Origin of the sequence: Solibaculum mannosilyticum, from assembly GCF_015140235.1 — a bacterium.
GTDB lineage: Bacteria > Bacillota > Clostridia > Oscillospirales > Acutalibacteraceae > Solibaculum > Solibaculum mannosilyticum.
This window is the reverse complement of the sequence record NZ_AP023321.1, coordinates 1587633-1603564: the sequence shown is the minus strand read 5'-3', so window position 1 is coordinate 1603564 and position 15932 is coordinate 1587633. Positions and strand designations below refer to the sequence as shown.

Annotated in this window: 20 protein-coding genes; all 20 read right to left on the bottom strand. The window is 47.3% G+C overall.

Annotated elements, in window-relative coordinates; genetic code table 11:
* Positions 1-4: 4 nt before the first annotated feature.
* Positions 5-2752, bottom strand: a complete 2748-nt coding sequence (locus C12CBH8_RS07665; RefSeq protein ID WP_246441385.1) for a phage tail tape measure protein — start codon at positions 2750-2752, stop codon at positions 5-7.
* A 171-nt stretch (positions 2753-2923) separates the two neighbouring features.
* Positions 2924-3352 carry a hypothetical protein gene (locus C12CBH8_RS07660; protein ID WP_215532931.1) on the bottom strand — a complete coding sequence of 143 codons (429 nt, stop codon included), beginning with the start codon at positions 3350-3352 and terminating at the stop codon, positions 2924-2926.
* Between the two features lie 3 nt (positions 3353-3355).
* Positions 3356-3943 carry a major tail protein gene (locus tag C12CBH8_RS07655; protein WP_215532930.1) on the bottom strand — a complete coding sequence of 196 codons (588 nt, stop codon included), beginning with the start codon at positions 3941-3943 and terminating at the stop codon, positions 3356-3358.
* 5 nt (positions 3944-3948) lie between these two features.
* A complete protein-coding gene (locus C12CBH8_RS07650) occupies positions 3949-4365 on the bottom strand; it encodes an HK97-gp10 family putative phage morphogenesis protein (RefSeq protein WP_215532929.1) in 417 nt (138 codons plus the stop codon).
* Complete coding sequence (locus tag C12CBH8_RS07645) at positions 4365-4679, bottom strand: hypothetical protein (protein ID WP_215532928.1); 315 nt, start codon at positions 4677-4679, stop codon at positions 4365-4367. Before C12CBH8_RS07645 ends, C12CBH8_RS07650 begins: the two co-directional genes overlap by 1 nt.
* The gene (locus tag C12CBH8_RS07640; protein WP_215532927.1) at positions 4657-5004 is read right to left on the bottom strand and encodes a phage head closure protein; all 348 of its coding nucleotides are present in this window, start codon (positions 5002-5004) and stop codon (positions 4657-4659) included. Before C12CBH8_RS07640 ends, C12CBH8_RS07645 begins: the two co-directional genes overlap by 23 nt.
* Positions 4994-5284 (bottom strand): hypothetical protein, encoded by a 291-nt coding sequence (locus tag C12CBH8_RS07635; RefSeq protein ID WP_215532926.1) that lies wholly within the window; start codon positions 5282-5284, stop codon positions 4994-4996. Before C12CBH8_RS07635 ends, C12CBH8_RS07640 begins: the two co-directional genes overlap by 11 nt.
* An 18-nt stretch (positions 5285-5302) precedes the next feature.
* Positions 5303-6748 (bottom strand): phage major capsid protein, encoded by a 1446-nt coding sequence (locus C12CBH8_RS07630; protein ID WP_215532925.1) that lies wholly within the window; start codon positions 6746-6748, stop codon positions 5303-5305.
* A gap of 1 nt (position 6749) precedes the next feature.
* Entirely contained in the window at positions 6750-7331 is a 582-nt protein-coding gene (locus tag C12CBH8_RS07625) for an HK97 family phage prohead protease (protein ID WP_215532924.1), read from the bottom strand.
* Positions 7306-8520, bottom strand: a complete 1215-nt coding sequence (locus C12CBH8_RS07620) for a phage portal protein (protein WP_215532923.1) — start codon at positions 8518-8520, stop codon at positions 7306-7308. The genes C12CBH8_RS07625 and C12CBH8_RS07620 overlap by 26 nt, the downstream gene beginning before the upstream one ends.
* A 24-nt stretch (positions 8521-8544) precedes the next feature.
* On the bottom strand, positions 8545-10257 hold the full coding sequence (locus C12CBH8_RS07615; protein WP_246441381.1) for a terminase large subunit: 1713 nt from the start codon (positions 10255-10257) through the stop codon (positions 8545-8547).
* Positions 10235-10597, bottom strand: coding sequence for a P27 family phage terminase small subunit (locus tag C12CBH8_RS07610; protein ID WP_215532922.1), 363 nt, complete (start codon positions 10595-10597; stop codon positions 10235-10237). Before C12CBH8_RS07610 ends, C12CBH8_RS07615 begins: the two co-directional genes overlap by 23 nt.
* A 105-nt stretch (positions 10598-10702) precedes the next feature.
* Complete coding sequence (locus C12CBH8_RS07605; protein WP_215532921.1) at positions 10703-10957, bottom strand: HNH endonuclease; 255 nt, start codon at positions 10955-10957, stop codon at positions 10703-10705.
* A 469-nt stretch (positions 10958-11426) separates the two neighbouring features.
* Positions 11427-11828 (bottom strand): sigma factor-like helix-turn-helix DNA-binding protein, encoded by a 402-nt coding sequence (locus tag C12CBH8_RS07600; RefSeq protein ID WP_099322362.1) that lies wholly within the window; start codon positions 11826-11828, stop codon positions 11427-11429.
* Positions 11829-12833: 1005 nt separating this feature from the next.
* The gene (locus tag C12CBH8_RS07595) at positions 12834-13190 is read right to left on the bottom strand and encodes a VRR-NUC domain-containing protein (protein ID WP_215532920.1); all 357 of its coding nucleotides are present in this window, start codon (positions 13188-13190) and stop codon (positions 12834-12836) included.
* Positions 13187-13933, bottom strand: coding sequence for an ATP-binding protein (locus C12CBH8_RS07590; RefSeq protein WP_215532919.1), 747 nt, complete (start codon positions 13931-13933; stop codon positions 13187-13189). The genes C12CBH8_RS07595 and C12CBH8_RS07590 overlap by 4 nt, the downstream gene beginning before the upstream one ends.
* Positions 13930-14700 (bottom strand): DnaD domain protein, encoded by a 771-nt coding sequence (locus C12CBH8_RS07585; protein WP_215532918.1) that lies wholly within the window; start codon positions 14698-14700, stop codon positions 13930-13932. The genes C12CBH8_RS07590 and C12CBH8_RS07585 overlap by 4 nt, the downstream gene beginning before the upstream one ends.
* Positions 14657-14878, bottom strand: a complete 222-nt coding sequence (locus C12CBH8_RS07580; protein WP_215532917.1) for a hypothetical protein — start codon at positions 14876-14878, stop codon at positions 14657-14659. Before C12CBH8_RS07580 ends, C12CBH8_RS07585 begins: the two co-directional genes overlap by 44 nt.
* An 11-nt stretch (positions 14879-14889) precedes the next feature.
* Positions 14890-15039 carry a hypothetical protein gene (locus C12CBH8_RS07575; protein WP_215532916.1) on the bottom strand — a complete coding sequence of 50 codons (150 nt, stop codon included), beginning with the start codon at positions 15037-15039 and terminating at the stop codon, positions 14890-14892.
* On the bottom strand, positions 15020-15931 hold the full coding sequence (locus C12CBH8_RS07570) for a recombinase RecT (protein ID WP_159461175.1): 912 nt from the start codon (positions 15929-15931) through the stop codon (positions 15020-15022). The genes C12CBH8_RS07575 and C12CBH8_RS07570 overlap by 20 nt, the downstream gene beginning before the upstream one ends.
* Between the last annotated feature and the right edge of the window lies 1 nt (position 15932).

Below are 15932 nucleotides of genomic sequence, written 5' to 3'. Positions count from 1 at the left end.
TAGTTCACCTACTTCCGACAAGCAACGACTGGATGGTGGCACGCTGCGCATTACGGGTTAGACGCGCTGTCTCTGCTGGTGTGCCATATTTGGGATAATTAATAACGGTCGTCATACTGATTTTATCTGTTCCAGCAAGAGCAGGGATTCCGCGCAATGTTGTACCATATCCTCCAGCGTATCCAGCCGATATGTTGGGCCGGGTATCGAAACTTGTAGGGATGGCCCTTTGCATTTGGCGGCTTACATCGTCCATTTCACCATCAAATCCAACGCCAATACCTTGGGCCATGTAACGTCCCATTTCTGCAAACACTGTTGATGGGGAGTGGATCCCTAAGAAGTCTTTTGCGCCGTCGATAATCCCTCCAAACCATCCGGTGATTTGATCCCACAGCCATCCAGCGGCGTTTTTGATGCCATCCCAGATACCTTCTACGATTCCTCTTCCGATTTCCCACACTCTGCTTACCTGCTGGGCAAATCCATTAACGAGAGACATTAGGATCTGTGGGATTTTGTCGATAAGTCGAGGGACATTATCGACTAGAGCTTGGGCCAATGCAAGGATAATCTGTAGTCCTGCCTCTAGTAATTTCCACGAATTGTTAATCAGTGCATTGACAAGCTTGTCGATGATTTCTGGCAGGCGCTCAATCAATCTGGGAATGGAGTTAATAAGACCTTGAGCCAGCGCCATAATAATCTCGATGGCCGCGTCGATGAGCATGTCTACATTATCGATCAACGTCTCAACAATGTAGAGAACGGCATCGACCAGTGCAGGGATCAGTTGGGGTAGAGCGTCCACTAGGCCATTAGCTAGGGCCATAATAACTTGGATAGCAGCGTCAATGAGCTGTGGCAACGCTTCAATGATCCCGTTAATGATAGCCATTAATAGCTGTATACCTGCATCGATAATTTGGGGGAGGTTGTCTAGTAAGGCTTGCCCCAGCGCGGATATAATCTGCATTGCAGCGGGAATTAATTGGGGGAGCATCTGGACAATAACAGATACGATTTCTGGAATTACTTGGGAAATGGCGGTTGTGATCGACGACATATTAGCCCCAATACCAGATACCAGACCTTTGAGGATATTCCCACCAGCTTGTATGAGCTGAGGCAGCATTTTAGATACTTCAGCAGCAATTTTACCTCCTGCCGTGCCAACCACTTCGCCAATCTTTTCGAAATCTCCGCCAGCATCTTGTAACCCATTAGATAATTCATCAAAAATCGGGAGCATGTTTTCAGACAATGGTACCAAAAATTCAGTTTGTAGCTGTCGTCCAACGCCTTGAATGGCTGAGCCGAAATCATCATATTTGATTTCTTTCAGTTCGTTCATTGCGTCTTCTGTGCCATATACAGCATCGGTGATGTCTGCAAGTTGGGTTACTACATCGGGGCCAAGGTCTTCCCACATGGTTCCATAGAGGTTAACGCCAGCTGTGCTTTGGGCAAGGGGGTCATCTATATCGGCCAACGCTTTATTTGTCTCAATGAAGGCTTCCCTGGCAGATTCTCCTCCGGCTGCAAATTTTTTAGCCATTTCGTCGGCGTTTAATCCGATTGCTTCAAATCCAGCTTTTGTCGTTTCTGATCCATCGACTACCTTGACAGACAATTCTTTAACTGCATCGCCCACTTTATCGAGATTGAAAGCACCGCTATCAGCGCCATTTTGAAAAATTTGAAACATGTCGTCGGCATCTAAGCCAACCTTAGAAAACTGGACAGAGTATTCGTTAATGCTATCAAGTAATTCGCCAGAATAATCCAGGCCATTTTGTGCGCCGGAGGCAATCAAGTCCATTGCATCTTGACCGTCCATGGAAAATTGTTCCATCATGGTATTAACTGCCCTGATGGATTCTGGCATATCATATCCAAATGAGTCCCTTAATACAAATGCAGATTCCGTAAACTCTTGTAGATCCGTGTCATCCCAGGCATCAACGACCGGGCCGATTTGCTGCCTAATAGTCGACATAGCTTCGCCAATATCATCAAAGGACTCGCCATAGTTATTAGCGTAGATGGATTTCATGATATTCTCGTAATTACTTAATTCATCATTAGCTGCGCCGGTAGATGCATAAAAATCATTTAGGGCCCCTCGATATTCATCGTAAAAATCGATCGAATATCCGATTGCGCCTCCGACTGCAGTAGCGACACCCGCCGCTGCTGCGCCGATCGTCTTAACCGATCCGCTTACAACAGATCCTAATCCTTCCCAGCTTATACCAGCCCCGTCAGCCTTCTCACCTGCATCTTCTGCGGCAGCTCCGGCCTCTTGGTGACTTCTTACACTTTCTCCTAACGCGGAGGACAACTCATCTACGGCGTCTTCCTCTTTGTTCGTACTGCTTCGGGCTTCATTGAGGGCAGATTCATTTTCCGAGAGTTCTCTCTGCATGGAGGCCAGGGCGGCTTCTGCTCGATTCAGTTGGATGCGGTAGCTGTCGGTCTTTTTATCATTTTCGCCATAGGCATCCGCAGCGTCGGCTACTGCTTGGCTTAATGCACGGACCATTTCTTCCTGTTGCTCGACCTGCTGGGACAATACACGGTTTTTGGCAGTTAGGCCATCTATGGACTGATCGTTTTTGCCATACTCGGCAGTGACCTTCTGCATCTCGCTTCCGAGCACTCGCATATTGCGGCCAATATCGTCCAACGCCTTCTTAAATTCTTTTTCTCCGTCTACAGCCAGCCGGGTAGATATTGTGCGTTTTGCCATTTGGTCACCCCCCTAATATGGCAAGCATTTCAGCGTCCTGACGGCTCACCTGGTCATGTTGCTCCTTATAACAATGGAACATGTCAAGGAGCAGGCCAGGGTACATCAATAGTGTCTCTTGTACTGTAAGCTTCAGCAATGTGACACCAATATACAACAAGCGGGCACGACTTATTGAGTCGTCCCGCTTGTTACGTTTTTTTCTGCTTGGATTTCTGCTAGATCTTCATCCACGAGTTCTTCCGGAATTTCTCTTCCCATCCCGATACATATGGCTGTCATAATTTTTTGTTTGAGTTCCCGGATGTCATTAAGAGGGAGAAGCACCCGGACTATCTGTTCGGTGACCAACCGCCTTGGTTTTTCTGGCGATCCAGTCAATAGATTCAGCATGTTTTGTTTTTCTATTCCTTGATTAATCATGAGGGTTATGATCCAGATCATGACCCGGATCTTTTCCTCTGCATCGCCTTCTTGCATCATCTTTCCCGCGTTTTCAACGCCACCATATTTTTTCGAAAATTGCAACATAGCTTCAGTTGTAAACGCGAGTTCAAATTCTTGACCTCCCAGAGTTACTGTAGGTACATTCTTTTCCATCGATTATGCACCTCCGCTAGTAATCATCGCCTTTTTATTTAGATAGGCAATCGCATCTTCTACCGTATCAAAATCGGTGTATTCTCTCCACACATCATTGTTGGCTTTGTAGATAGTTCCTGATACTGTAGGGGTCTGCCACTCGATCTTATCACCATTGGTGCTGGCGGAATCATCGCCCAACTTAAATTTGGTTTTAAGATACCAGTACGCCCGATAGCTCTTTTTACCGTCTTTTTGACGTGTTTTAAAGAATCCAAGGCCGCCAAACGGGGGAGTGTCGGACGCGGAATAGGTAACTGTTTTCTGTCCGTCTTCCTCTGTAGCGTCTTCTGCTGTTACGCCAAACACAACAGCTTCATTTTCGCTTGATATGTCGTCAAGCCCCATTTCGATGGTCCCACTTTTGAAGGATGTCTCCGATTCAGCCAAGGCATCGTCGGCATACAAGGATTCGTCGTTGAATTCCAACTTTACATCTGCGCTAACGGCCTTGCCTAGAACAACGCCTTTAGAATAAGTAGGAGCTGCTAATTCCGGCTCCGATGCAATAGGTGCAAAAACCGGATATCTAAGCCCGATAAATGCCATAACAATCAACCTCCTGATTTTTGAATGTAATCGTCGTACACCGCTTCCATTGCGTTTTGGACAGCGGTTTCCGATTTCTGGTTTGCCCGGCGCATCCAAGGCCGAGCAGGCTGTTTTGAAGTACCGTATTCTGCAATAAAACCCTTTTCCGCATTTCGGATGCCTTTGCGGTCTTTCCCTTGTGGATATACGTCTTTGGTTCGGCTTCCATTGGTGTCGGCCTTCATTTTTGTCCGCTTAATTGAAGAAATGAAATCTCCTGTGTCCTTAATTCCGAGACTAGCCGCCTCCGCTTTTTGAGCGTTTTCCAGCACATCGCATCCAGCGTCCAGCATACGTTCCGCCACATCGTCCGGAAGCGCCGCCACATCCGCCATATCCGCCGACCAAGATTCCAATCCAACGACGCTGAAATTTGCCATCACGTTACCTCCACATCATAGATATGATGGATGTATCCGGTGTCGGTTTCGTAGGTTGTGGATCGATCTATGATAGCTACTTCATTTTTCAACAACGCTTCTACAACGCTTTCTGCTGCCGGATCATATTCCGTTTTGGTGAATAGATCTATCTGTACCTTCCATAAGATTTCAGACTGGTTGTTGTCGGCGCAGAGAGGAGAGCATATGTACTCGGCCCACACAATATACCGATCCGGTTGATCCAACATTTCATAATGAGCAATAGGCAGCCCGATTGTCCCTAATAGGTCACGTAGATCTTGTAACGTCATAGGTTACCTCCAGCCGCTCCAAGGTCAAGTCTGAAACCGGCAGTCCGTCATCATCTGTAGTGTGTTGTATCTGTTGGATGGTATACTGTTGCCCATCGGCGGGGATGCATACATCTTGAGAACTGATTTCTGTGTTCTTCCAGATCCTTAAGACGCGGTCCACTCTCACGTGTGCCTGCATGGCGGTATAGTACCGTGTAATCCCAACTGTCCGCTCTTCATAACACACAGGGCCCACCAATTTGGTGAGCCCTTTAACTGGTTTATTTCCTTTTTCAGCAACATTTTTAACTTTGTAGATGCTGCATAGTCCGTCATCCATCATAGGTTCCAACCACCCTCATCTTTTGAGAGACTAAGATATCATTGCGCATGGCTCGCAAATACATGGGCATAGCCTCTCCGTTGATGCGCTTCCGATACATCCATGCGGCTGTCCCTACTATTAATATCTGATATTCCTCATTATTTTCCAGGCGGATGCCCTGCCGCACCAAGCGAGAGATTGCCGCCTGGATCAGTGCCGATAAGTAGTCATCGTCCAGCGTCACGCCGGTACGGTTAAGGTCTTGCTTGAGGAGGGACATCAGCACTTCTTTTTTCACCGGCGTTCACCTCCGCCTTTATTTTTTTGCTTTTTCCAAGGACTGCGATTCGCTGTCATCTTCCGTTACTGTGTTAGCTGTGTCGGTACCGAATGTTACGGATGTAGTAGGCGCTTTATTCTGTAAATTTAAAACAATAAAGCTATCAGCTCGGACCGGTAATCCATCATAACGCGCCGTTCCACGGAACACTGTTTGGTCTTCGATAAAGCGTGCATGCTCGGACACTTTGATGGACCCTCCGGCACGTTCGGCCAAAAGATATTTTTCGAGATATCCACCTACCACATCGCCATCAGGGATGAAATCCAAGAACTCGACTTTCGCACCAATGGCCGGAAAAGTCCCGTTAGTTGCCGCTACCATGGCACCTGCGGAATTGATGTTCAAACTCTCCGGCAGAATGACAGAGTTCCAGGTAGTTTCATTCATGCACAGCACCATACCGTTCCGAGAGTGACGGCTTTTGGCATTGGCAAGAGCTTTGAGGACTTCCTTGAATAGGTCAATTCCTGTTTTGGTAGTTCCATCAATTTTTTTGATGTTGCTGACGGAAAGATTGACCCAGCCCTCTTCTTTTCCATCGGGCGCCGTTGTCTGAGCGAGACGAGCGGCAAATCCAAGAGGCATCTTGGTCCCTGTACCGTAGATAATGGCCTTATCCAGAGCCAGGCCAATAGCAAGGCCGAGCATAGTCTCAATCTCATTGGCAAGGGAAACCAGCACACTATCCTCCAAAATGGAATTATGTACAGGGATAAATCCTCCCACTTTATAGCCGTCTACCTCGACAGCTGAGAAATCCAAATTCAGCTCGTTAAGTTTTCCGGTTGCTTCTGTCCAGATAGCTTCCGGGATATCGCCTGCAATAGTCTGACGGGCTTTGCCACCCACCCGGCGGAGGCGTACATACTTAATCAATTTTGAATATTGGTCCATGTTATCGCGCAACAGATCCAATACCACATCAGGAATCAACAACTCCGAACCGGAGACAGCTCTTTTTTCTCGGATAAGATCGGATACTCTTTGATAGAATTCTTTGACATCGGATCTTCCTAAATATGCACTGCGCTGTTCCGGGGTCTGACCATGGAATCTTTTTGTCATTGTACCAACTCCTTGTTCTCTTTTTTCTGTATCGTTATCGGGGTCTTTAGAAGGTTCCTCGGCTACCGGTTCTTCCTCCTGAATTTTTTCTTCAACCGCCTTGATCTGTTTTTTGATATCTTCGATTTCTTTTTTGATATCCTCAATAGATGTCTCGTTGGCGTCTTGATCCTTCTGGAATTGATCCACGTTTTCTTCTACAACCTTCTTTTCCTCTTCGGTCTGGGCTTCTTCAATGGCCCGTTCCAGATCTTGTTCTCGGCGGCGCAATTCTGATTTAGAGCTCTCCAAAGATCTAAGCTCTGTTAGCTTATCGTCCAGTTTTTTCCTCAACATAATTACTTTCAGTGCCATATTAATCCTCCTTGTGCTTTAGTTTCAGGCGGCATGTTTCCCGCCAGAGATCCATTTTTCGTTTTTGAATTTGTTCCCAATCTCTTTTTCTGGCTGCCACACTGGTGTCTGTATAAGCTGGAAAGGTGACTACCGACACCTCATACAACTCGACTTCCCGGATAATCCAGTGGTTGTCTCCGTCTTCACGAGTTTGGAAATCTTCATCTAAAATGTCAAATCCAAAAGAGCATTGGTTGACGTCGCCGCGCTGGACGCGGGCATACAGGTTCATAGCGTCTTGATCTTCTCGATTGATCTTGATGCGTCCCCATAGTCCTTTTTCGTCTTCCTTAAGCTCTAATGTTCCTGCTGTATTACGTCCCAACACCAGCCTGGTCTCATGATCCACCAATGCCCGAATATCCCCATCCAATGTATGAGAAAATGCCTTTGGTGCAATGCTTTCCGTACACCCTGGCCAAAGCTCATAGTCTGAATTGAACACCGAAAAATATCCTTCGATGTACAGATCTCCGGTATCCTCTTCGCGGGTTTTGAAATCGGTAGGATGGCATCTAAATTGTCTCATTTTCCGATCCATTTTCATCACCTCCCATCAGCTTGCTTTGGTTTGCGATTTTGTCAAGTGGAATGTAGTTTTCCAGGATGGTCAATTGGGACAATCCAGGCTTAGGTGACAACCCGATCCAATCACGCACCTCATTTCCTGTCATGATCCCGCGGACAAACATCTCCTTGCCCACGCTTGCAAGCTCATTGATGTTGTAGGCGTAGAGAGCGCGGGGATTAAACCTGAAATACCAATGCCGTGAAGAGAGCAGTTTTTTTGTGAATTCCTGTTCGATGGCACGAGCAATGGACAGGATCTTGGTGGAAATGAGGTTGTTGTACTCGTCTTTGTTGTATGAGCCTGCGCCAACCACAAATGACGGCACATCGAGGATTGCCGCTACCGTCTTTTTGTCCAATGTTACCGCGTCATTGATGGCCAGGTCATTGAGAGACAATGGTTTGACTTGTTCTATAGCTAATAAGTCAGAGGGAATAATCCATGGTTCTCCTGCCTCCTGAGTACTCAAATATTCATCTGCAAATTTACGGCGGGCCTCTTTGTTGGAAAACTCATCGGCTGTGGCTTCTACCTTAACAATGAGGGACGGTTTCCATTTGTCAGCCATAAATCCCTTCTTGGTTGCGGTTGCCTGTTTCAAGCTCTGAGCAACATCTTTCAATGCCACTCGATACCCCTGTCCCCAGAATGGATTTTCCGGGCTGGGATTGATGCAAATATGAATCAACTCATCCGGGTTATATGCTTTCCCGCTGTATTGGATCACGTAAGAATCCCCAGACTCCTGAAATGTTACCTGAGACGGGGGGAGGGGGATGAGGTCATCTAAATAACCGCCACGTGTTTTTGGCAAAATGACCGCATTTCCGTCACCTTCCCCCAAGAGGGTACGGACGACACAGGAAATAAAGGTCTTGCGCGTCATATGCCGATTGGGATTGATATCAATCTTTCGTGACAGGTCATTGACGATTCGGACGTCGCCATCGTCGGTATTCTCCATTAGGTAGATGGTCATGGATGATACAAGGTCAGCAATCTTGTTGATTGCCATTTGCACTTCCGGGCAATCTAGAAACCGGGTATATCCTGGAATGCACAATGTGTCATATCCGCTGTTGGAACATAACCAGCCTACAGTGGACTTTTTAGGCTTATCCCTTGCGGTATTGCTCTTTTTATTTTGTTTTCCCCACAAGTTATCACATCCTTTTTTAATCTTTTAATCCCACCAGCCTTTGCCGGCCGACGCTCGTTCTTCGCCGATTAGCATCTGTTTGCAGGCAATGACGTCGGCGTCAAAAAGGTCGATGCGCAAATGATCCTCGACCTTTCGAAATCGAACAAACTCATCTGAATCTTCGACAGCAAATACGTTGCCAATGCAATACTCAAATGCCTGGTTGTGTAGGTAATAGTAATTGCCTTTGCGAATGGCATTTTCAATTTCGCGGAAAGATTCCGTCTTTTCCACATACCGTTGAGACTGATCACGCACGCGAAACCCTTTGGCCTTAGCCAATTTTACAAACTCACGACTGTATCGCCTGTCATACCCAATCCATTTGATTTTGAACCCCATTTCTTTTAGACTTATATACCAATTGACCACGTCGTTGTAATCAATGACTTCGTCGTTGCATAAGGTAAGCCAGCCATTGTCTTTCCAGTAGAACAGCGGGATGTTATCCTCATCGGCTTTTTTATACGCCTGAGTGACCGGGATGAATCCATGAGAAATGACGATGTGAACGTCTCCATATTGTCCATGAAGCGCCGCGCCCGTTAAGTCATACATCTTAGACAGGTCAGCGCCGCCATACCATTTGATGGGCAGTTTTGCTAGTTCGTCCAACGTCCAATTGTATTGTCCGTCTGATGCGGTCACCAACGCCATGTCAAAATATGTCTTGGTGTTGTGTACATAGACATTTAACTGCTTTGCTAAAAAATCCGCCCTGACGGACGGATCGTTTTGTGCTTGGATAGCGTTCTCTTCAATTTCTTTTGAATTAACCGTGACCCCATAGGAGGGGTTGGCCTTCTCATGCTCAATTGGGTTGGTATAATCATCCGGGTTGTCAGCCTGGCAAATCCAGATGAAATATTGTTCGTCCGGGCACTCCTGTCGGAGGACCTGCTTGCAATAATTGAGTCGTTTAAAGCAGAATGAATTGGTGTTGTCCCCAGCCGTCGTAATACCGATAAGCAGCTTATTCTCGTATGCAATCATGGCTTCTTTGAAGAGAGTGTATTGTTTTGCCTTCTTATACGCGTGAATTTCGTCACATACAGCATAATTACAGTTAAAGGAATCCTGACTGTCTGGGTTTGCGGCCAAAGCTTGTACTGAGAGGAATCCAGTTTCTTTTCCTGTCGAATCTCTCCACACCCGTTCAATACTATGATCATTCTGGGATTCATGGATTTTATATGCTCCTGGGTTCCCCATGCTTCGGACGTTTTTTACCAGTACAGTAAAACTCTCCAACGCCTGTTTAAGCGCGTTGCCCACCAGGTATACGGTAGACCCGTACTGACGATCCATCATCCCGAATGCCCACATGAGGGCGGCAGCAAAAGGTGTCTTCCCGTTTTTGCGCGGGACAAAAATGAAAGCCTCACGGAATCGCCTTTTTTCGGTTCCATGAAGCCAAAAACCCGCCAGATTATATATAATGAATTTTTCCCACGGAAGCAAAAGAAAGGGCTTCCCTTTCATTTTTCCCTTAACGTGGACTAAAGTGTTTTCGATTAAAAATATGATGTACTCGGCCACCTGCGGCCGGAAATCATAGTCCGGATTCTTTAGGTCTCGGAAGAACCGTTTGCAGGCTAGAACACGATCCTCGTTTGCTATGATCGTTCCATCAATGATCCCCTGAGCATATCCAAATACTACTTCATAATTTTTATATTTGCCCTCCATTTCCATTCATCAACTCTTCCGCTTTACTCAATGCCTCATCCTCCTTTGATGCGGCTGCCGGTTGAACTATTTTTACAGCATCCAACGCCTTCGGATTCAAGCATAGTCGGTCTGAATATATCAAAATATCTTTACGTAGACTTTCCATGATCCCGATGATCGGATTTTTCTTTAACCCACCCATACCGGTAGGCACTACCATTTGAAACCCTCTCTTTTTCACTTCTTTTTGGAGCTTTTTATATTGCTCTTTTAGGCCGCAATACGTCTCAATCATGGGGTCGAACTGCGGCTTGTACACCCCAAGAATCCGCATGGCTTCTATTGTTTGCTGTTTTAATGTCACGCAGATCACCATCCAACAAAAAAATTGTGGGAAAGGCCCTGCGTGTGAAAGGGGCCTCCCTCCGGTCTTTCGGTTCTTAAAATTTTAGTTAATAGGGTAGGGGGGTCACCAATTAGTTGACCGGCTTCCTCCTTTTTCAGGATGATCTTTATTATGGCACGCAGGGCATATAGATTCCAGATTATCAGGGTCAAAAGCCAAGTCCGGTCGTTCCGTAATCGGTATCTTATGATGAGTAGTGTTTGCCGGGGTGTACCGGCCATATCTAAGGCATCTTTGACACAGATATTTGTCCCGGCGCAATGCAGTTAGCCGGGCGCGCTTATATCTTTTATCGTTGTAGATTGGGGCTCTTGGCATTTCCTTTTCGCCTTCTTCTTTAACATTTTATCGTTTACCTCTGGCATAATTTTGGCCCCCAGCTGTTACACTGGAGGCCGGCAAGAAAGGATTGCTATGAAGGATGTTGGAGCGGCGAACTGGATTTGCACCAGATTGATTCCCAAGTTGGGATCCCGGAAATCACACTATGCGCCGCATATGTACCGCCCTCTTAATGGCAAGGGCGGGAGTGGATTTCATCATCAAAGGGTAATCCACTAACCTCTGATGATGTGTGGTTCCTAGGCGCTACCCAGGAGCCACATTGTAGTGCGCGGTATGGGAGGAGCGACCTCCCTGGCCCCTATGGTTGGCTGGCTTCGCCTACCGCATATGTACCGCCGGGGGAGAAGATGCCCGGCGGTCAACAAAGGAAGGAGATGTAACATGGAAGAGTATTTGTCCCATTTCTTCTAGCTTAATGATAGCACAGGATCAATATGACATTCTATGACATCTTTATTTTTTGCAATGCTTTTCCATGAATGCGGCACACCTGACGCCAACTATAATCCGTCTTCACAGCAATTTTTTCAAACGTCATCCCATTAATATAACGATATTCTAAAACTCGTCTTTGGGCATCATTCTGTACACCGTAAATCGCGTGTTTGACTTCAAGCATGAGGTCTGCCATCTTTTTGTAACGCTCGAATATCTCATTTTCGAGATCACTATACATCGCCCTGATCTCTTCTGTCTTACCAGGCTTCCCGCCCTGGACACGATCGGCTTGTAGGGTAGGAGTGACCTTGGTCATCATTTCCCATAGTTGTTGTCGTTGATCCAGTAAGATGTCGATTTCGCGTTTTGCCACAAGGTACCGACTCAGATACTCCTTAGCGGTCATTGTTACGTGCTCCTCTCCGTAGGTTATCCATTAGGCATCCAGCCCCAGGGCAGACACCCTCCTGGGTCCGCCATATGCATCGCTTGACAGTGCAATACATCTTACCGTTACGATATACAATGTACTGTCGCACCGTGTGGGGACGATCTAGATCAGCAAGACGCTGGTTGATTTCGCGAGAGGTCAATGACGCAATAGCCTTGATGTCTCGCAGCCGATCATCTCCCGGTTGCTTACGACCGCCCATCCAATTGTTGAGGGTAGATGGTCCAACGCACAGGAGTCTGGCGAGCTGCCACTGCTCGATCTCTGCGCGACGGCATATATCTAGCAGTATGTATCTCGCATCAGCCATCGTCACGCCCTCCAACCAGTATAGCGGTCAAGGACACCCCCAGGCATACGCCCAGGACTAGGCATAATAGGTTCCATAGCATCATGATCCCTCCTCTGGTTCATGTCTGCTGCAACACATACGGACTCCGTAGTCCTTGATATCGGACATTCTTTTCTTATTTGTACAATGGATATATCCGTCACCCACGCAATATCTACACGTATAGCAATTATCAAAAGCGATAGATGCACGGGAGTTCCAGGTTTTCAAAGCCATCTTGTCAACGTCCTGCCGGTACCCCCATAGGTAATTGCATGTATATGCCAGTCCTGACCCCACATTTCTTGCATTGCACTACAGCTTGTCTGCAATGTGCCATTTGCCTATTTGGGAATCCTTTTTTCATTTTGGCTTGTCCACCACAACAAGGGCATGGAAGGACAATCCCTTTCGCTGTGCATTCTTCCTGTGCTTGCTTGTCACCCATCAAAGCACGTCTCTCAAGGTCTGTCATTGTTGTTCCTCTTTTTGGTCAGCCAATACGGTAAGATAATTTTCAATCATATCTCTAGCCAGTCGGATATCTTCCGGATTTTTGCATCTAATATCTAGATCAAAATCGCATTTGCAATTTTCACACCTTGCTTCGATCTTTATGAGTACAACTTTTACTTTTCTCCCTCCAAATATTTTTTAATGGTTTTGATCGCCTCATCCGCCCCCACACACCAGCCGGCCCAATATCCTTGCTCAGATAATCGCTCCAACCACCATAACTGGTTGTCCGTTGGGACGTTGTTGCCAGCCTTAAGCTCCAGGTATAGCCCATGATATCCGCCACGCGGAATAGGTAAGCACAAGTCAGGCACCCCGGGTTTAACCCCCTCGCGTTTGAGGATAGAGGCAGTTACCTTGTCCCGTTTCCCGCCGTTGGGAATGTGATGCAGGAGGGCCAGTTCCGGGTATTTACCCTGGAACATATTCGCCCACTGCATAATTGCTTGTTGCTCTTGGCCTTCTGTCATTCTGACCGCCTCCTTTCCTGGCGCATGGATGGGGCAGTAATGGAAATTACTCGGAACAAGCTCTTATCCATCAGCCGGTCAACCGTGCGAACGTCTAAGCGACTGGCCCACTCCTTGGGCGGTATGTTGGTAGTCAAGATGGTGGGTCTCATGCCGTCAATGCGGTAATCCAGGATCTTTTGCAGGGTCGCCTTCCGAGACTCGGTATCGTTGGAAGCCCCAAAGTCGTCCAGTACCAGTAGGGAGGACCTCTCACATCCATCCGGCAATGCGGCGTGGTTCTCAGCCGCAAAATCGAATAACTTAGCTGCCTTGTAGAATACCGCCGAATAGCACTGCTGGATCACAGAGTTAACAATAGCGGCGGCCAAATGGGTCTTGCCGCTTCCGGTATTGCCAACTAAAATCAGGCCCAGCCCTTTCTCTCGCATTTCCGGGAATCTATCGGCATATGTACGACAGGTGTCCATGGCCTTTTCCGTGCCTTCCCGGCGCTGGAAGACGTCAAAAGTGCATGCTCTCAACCGTGGAGGCATCTGGCTTTTGGCTGTCAGTTCTTCTATGCGGCGTTGCTTCTTAACTGCTTCCCGTTGCTTCTCGGTGGCTGCATCTTGGTCAAGAATGCACTGGCAAGTGATAGCAACAGGAATCTCAAAAAACGGGATATCATAGCAGTAGATTGGACGTCCACAATGGGGGCACACCCTTCCAGAATCGTATTTCTCCATTTTTTCAGCACTCAATCCAGGTCATCTCCTTCCACATCGGCATAGGTTTCCGGGCTGGATAGATCCGCCTTCGGCTTGGGAGCATTGCTGGACTTATTGCGCTTGCAGTAGTCCTGGTATGTCTTGATCCCATCTGCCGTCCAGTTTTGCAGACATTTTCGCATGTAGGCGGTGGGGTTGGATTTCCCGGCAGACAGCCGAATTCCCTCCTTGACCAACTCAACATCCGTATCCATGTTCAAGCGAGTTATGATTTCCTGGGCCATATCTCTGGGGATAGTACCCCCGGTAATCGTCTCCCAAAGTTCCACGCACGCGCGCGCATCTTTCTCTCTCTCAATATGGTACGGTACGGTTAGGGTACGGTTACGATTGGAATTCTCTAGGTTTTCCTGTGGACTTTCCATTGGAATTCCATTGGAATTTCTATGGTTATTTCTCGTTCTTTTCCGTTCCCTGTCTGCCTTTCTTTTGGACAGGAGCTTCCCGGCATAATCCTCCCAATCATGGATGTACTTCCCACTGACATCCGTATCAATCCATCCTGTGGAAATTAAGGCGCAAACAAATGTATGGGCTTGCTTACGCCATCCAGCCCCTGCTGCAATCTCTTCGTCCGGCAGGTAGGAGATATCCCCGGATTCATCTACTACGTCTAAGGCCCAGCACCAGAACCGGATCAAATGGGACGCAGCATACATAGGCTCAATCTTAAGCTCTTTGGCAAGACGGTAAGTCTTAGGGTGCGTCCATATCGACTGGTGCAATTCGATCCAGGCCATTGGTAATCCTTCTCTCCCTGTACTTCTGATTGATTTCTTCCGCCGCTAATGCTTCGTAGGCTGATTCATTCAGTAGTATGTCGCATAGCTCTTCGTCCAACTGATCCGGTGGATATTTGCGCAGTTTTGTGGTATATCGCTCTATGATATAGGGCATCAAATACTCTGGGATTTTCATACCACCACCGCCTATTCATCGTCAGCCTGGTAGTAAGGGCATTCGCAAAACATACCCTCTGCATGGCAATACTCACAGCAATCGTGACACACTTCCGCGCCACATGCAGGGGGCTCACCCTCTACGGCGGCCCCGCATTGTTCACAGAGATAGTTGTTCATCTTGAGACTCTCCTTCCTTGGATGTTTCAATCACCTCTCCGGTTTCCTGATCGATTTCAATTGCGCTGGACGGGATCTGGTCATCGTCGTCGAATTGTCCGGTGGCAATAGCATCCGCTGCCGCAAGAGTAGAAGCATCGGCGTGCTGGTAGTCAATGGACATCAAGCCCCATTTCCCAATAAGACGCCGGAAGACAGTCTTGGCAGCCATTTCGTCAAAATTATCGCGCCATCCCTTACTCATATTTCTGCCTTTTCGATGTTTTTGTTCATGGGTTTCAATTTGTTTACGAGTCATGTAGATGGTTTTTTCTGTGCCATTGATAAGGCGGAAATACCCAGCCCAGCCAATGATGGGCAATTTATCTCGCTCTTCTTCATCCTCAATGAACTCAAATTGAATCTCTTCTGTGAGACGGTTATACGATTTAAGCTCGCCTTCTCGGATGTCAAGGACATTAATTGTTTTGTAGGCACCTGTGCGAAGGGCTAGTTGATTCATGCCCTTGTAGCCAAGAATAAAAGAGGCTTCCATCCGATTTATCCAGCTGCCGTCAGGCTGTTTTGATCCATTATTAAAAGGAATGATATAGGCATATCCCAAGGCTGGATCGATCGGCAGATCATAGGTGGCGGCCTTGAGTGCCGCTTGGATAATGGTTACCGGAGCCTCATAAAACGCCCGCTGTAGATTGGCGTCGGCGTTGACTAGTGAAATAATCGATGAAATAAATTGAGGGGCCCGGCGGCCCAAAAGCTCGTCAAACCGTCTGCGATAACCGTCGCTGTCCAGCATGGAATTGAGCATAGCGGTCACGCTCTTAGAAGCGGGGTTAGCGGCTTGTACGGTCTCCGTCTCCCGGGCCTGTAATGCTGTCTGAATCTTTCCCATG

Excerpts from the sequence above, each read along its gene's own strand:
- C12CBH8_RS07665 (WP_246441385.1), bottom strand. The coding sequence starts at position 2,752 with ATGGCAAAACGCACAATATCTACCCGGCTGGCTGTAGACGGAGAAAAA.
- C12CBH8_RS07660 (WP_215532931.1), bottom strand. The coding sequence starts at position 3,352 with ATGGAAAAGAATGTACCTACAGTAACTCTGGGAGGTCAAGAATTTGAA.
- C12CBH8_RS07655 (WP_215532930.1), bottom strand. The coding sequence starts at position 3,943 with ATGGCATTTATCGGGCTTAGATATCCGGTTTTTGCACCTATTGCATCG.
- C12CBH8_RS07650 (WP_215532929.1), bottom strand. The coding sequence starts at position 4,365 with ATGGCAAATTTCAGCGTCGTTGGATTGGAATCTTGGTCGGCGGATATG.
- C12CBH8_RS07645 (WP_215532928.1), bottom strand. The coding sequence starts at position 4,679 with ATGACGTTACAAGATCTACGTGACCTATTAGGGACAATCGGGCTGCCT.
- C12CBH8_RS07640 (WP_215532927.1), bottom strand. The coding sequence starts at position 5,004 with ATGATGGATGACGGACTATGCAGCATCTACAAAGTTAAAAATGTTGCT.
- C12CBH8_RS07630 (WP_215532925.1), bottom strand. The coding sequence starts at position 6,748 with ATGGCACTGAAAGTAATTATGTTGAGGAAAAAACTGGACGATAAGCTA.
- C12CBH8_RS07625 (WP_215532924.1), bottom strand. The coding sequence starts at position 7,331 with ATGGATCGGAAAATGAGACAATTTAGATGCCATCCTACCGATTTCAAA.
- C12CBH8_RS07615 (WP_246441381.1), bottom strand. The coding sequence starts at position 10,257 with ATGGAAATGGAGGGCAAATATAAAAATTATGAAGTAGTATTTGGATAT.
- C12CBH8_RS07605 (WP_215532921.1), bottom strand. The coding sequence starts at position 10,957 with ATGCCAAGAGCCCCAATCTACAACGATAAAAGATATAAGCGCGCCCGG.
- C12CBH8_RS07600 (WP_099322362.1), bottom strand. The coding sequence starts at position 11,828 with ATGACCGCTAAGGAGTATCTGAGTCGGTACCTTGTGGCAAAACGCGAA.
- C12CBH8_RS07595 (WP_215532920.1), bottom strand. The coding sequence starts at position 13,190 with ATGACAGAAGGCCAAGAGCAACAAGCAATTATGCAGTGGGCGAATATG.
- C12CBH8_RS07585 (WP_215532918.1), bottom strand. The coding sequence starts at position 14,700 with ATGGCCTGGATCGAATTGCACCAGTCGATATGGACGCACCCTAAGACT.
- C12CBH8_RS07580 (WP_215532917.1), bottom strand. The coding sequence starts at position 14,878 with ATGAAAATCCCAGAGTATTTGATGCCCTATATCATAGAGCGATATACC.
- C12CBH8_RS07575 (WP_215532916.1), bottom strand. The coding sequence starts at position 15,039 with ATGAACAACTATCTCTGTGAACAATGCGGGGCCGCCGTAGAGGGTGAG.
- C12CBH8_RS07570 (WP_159461175.1), bottom strand. The coding sequence starts at position 15,931 with ATGGGAAAGATTCAGACAGCATTACAGGCCCGGGAGACGGAGACCGTA.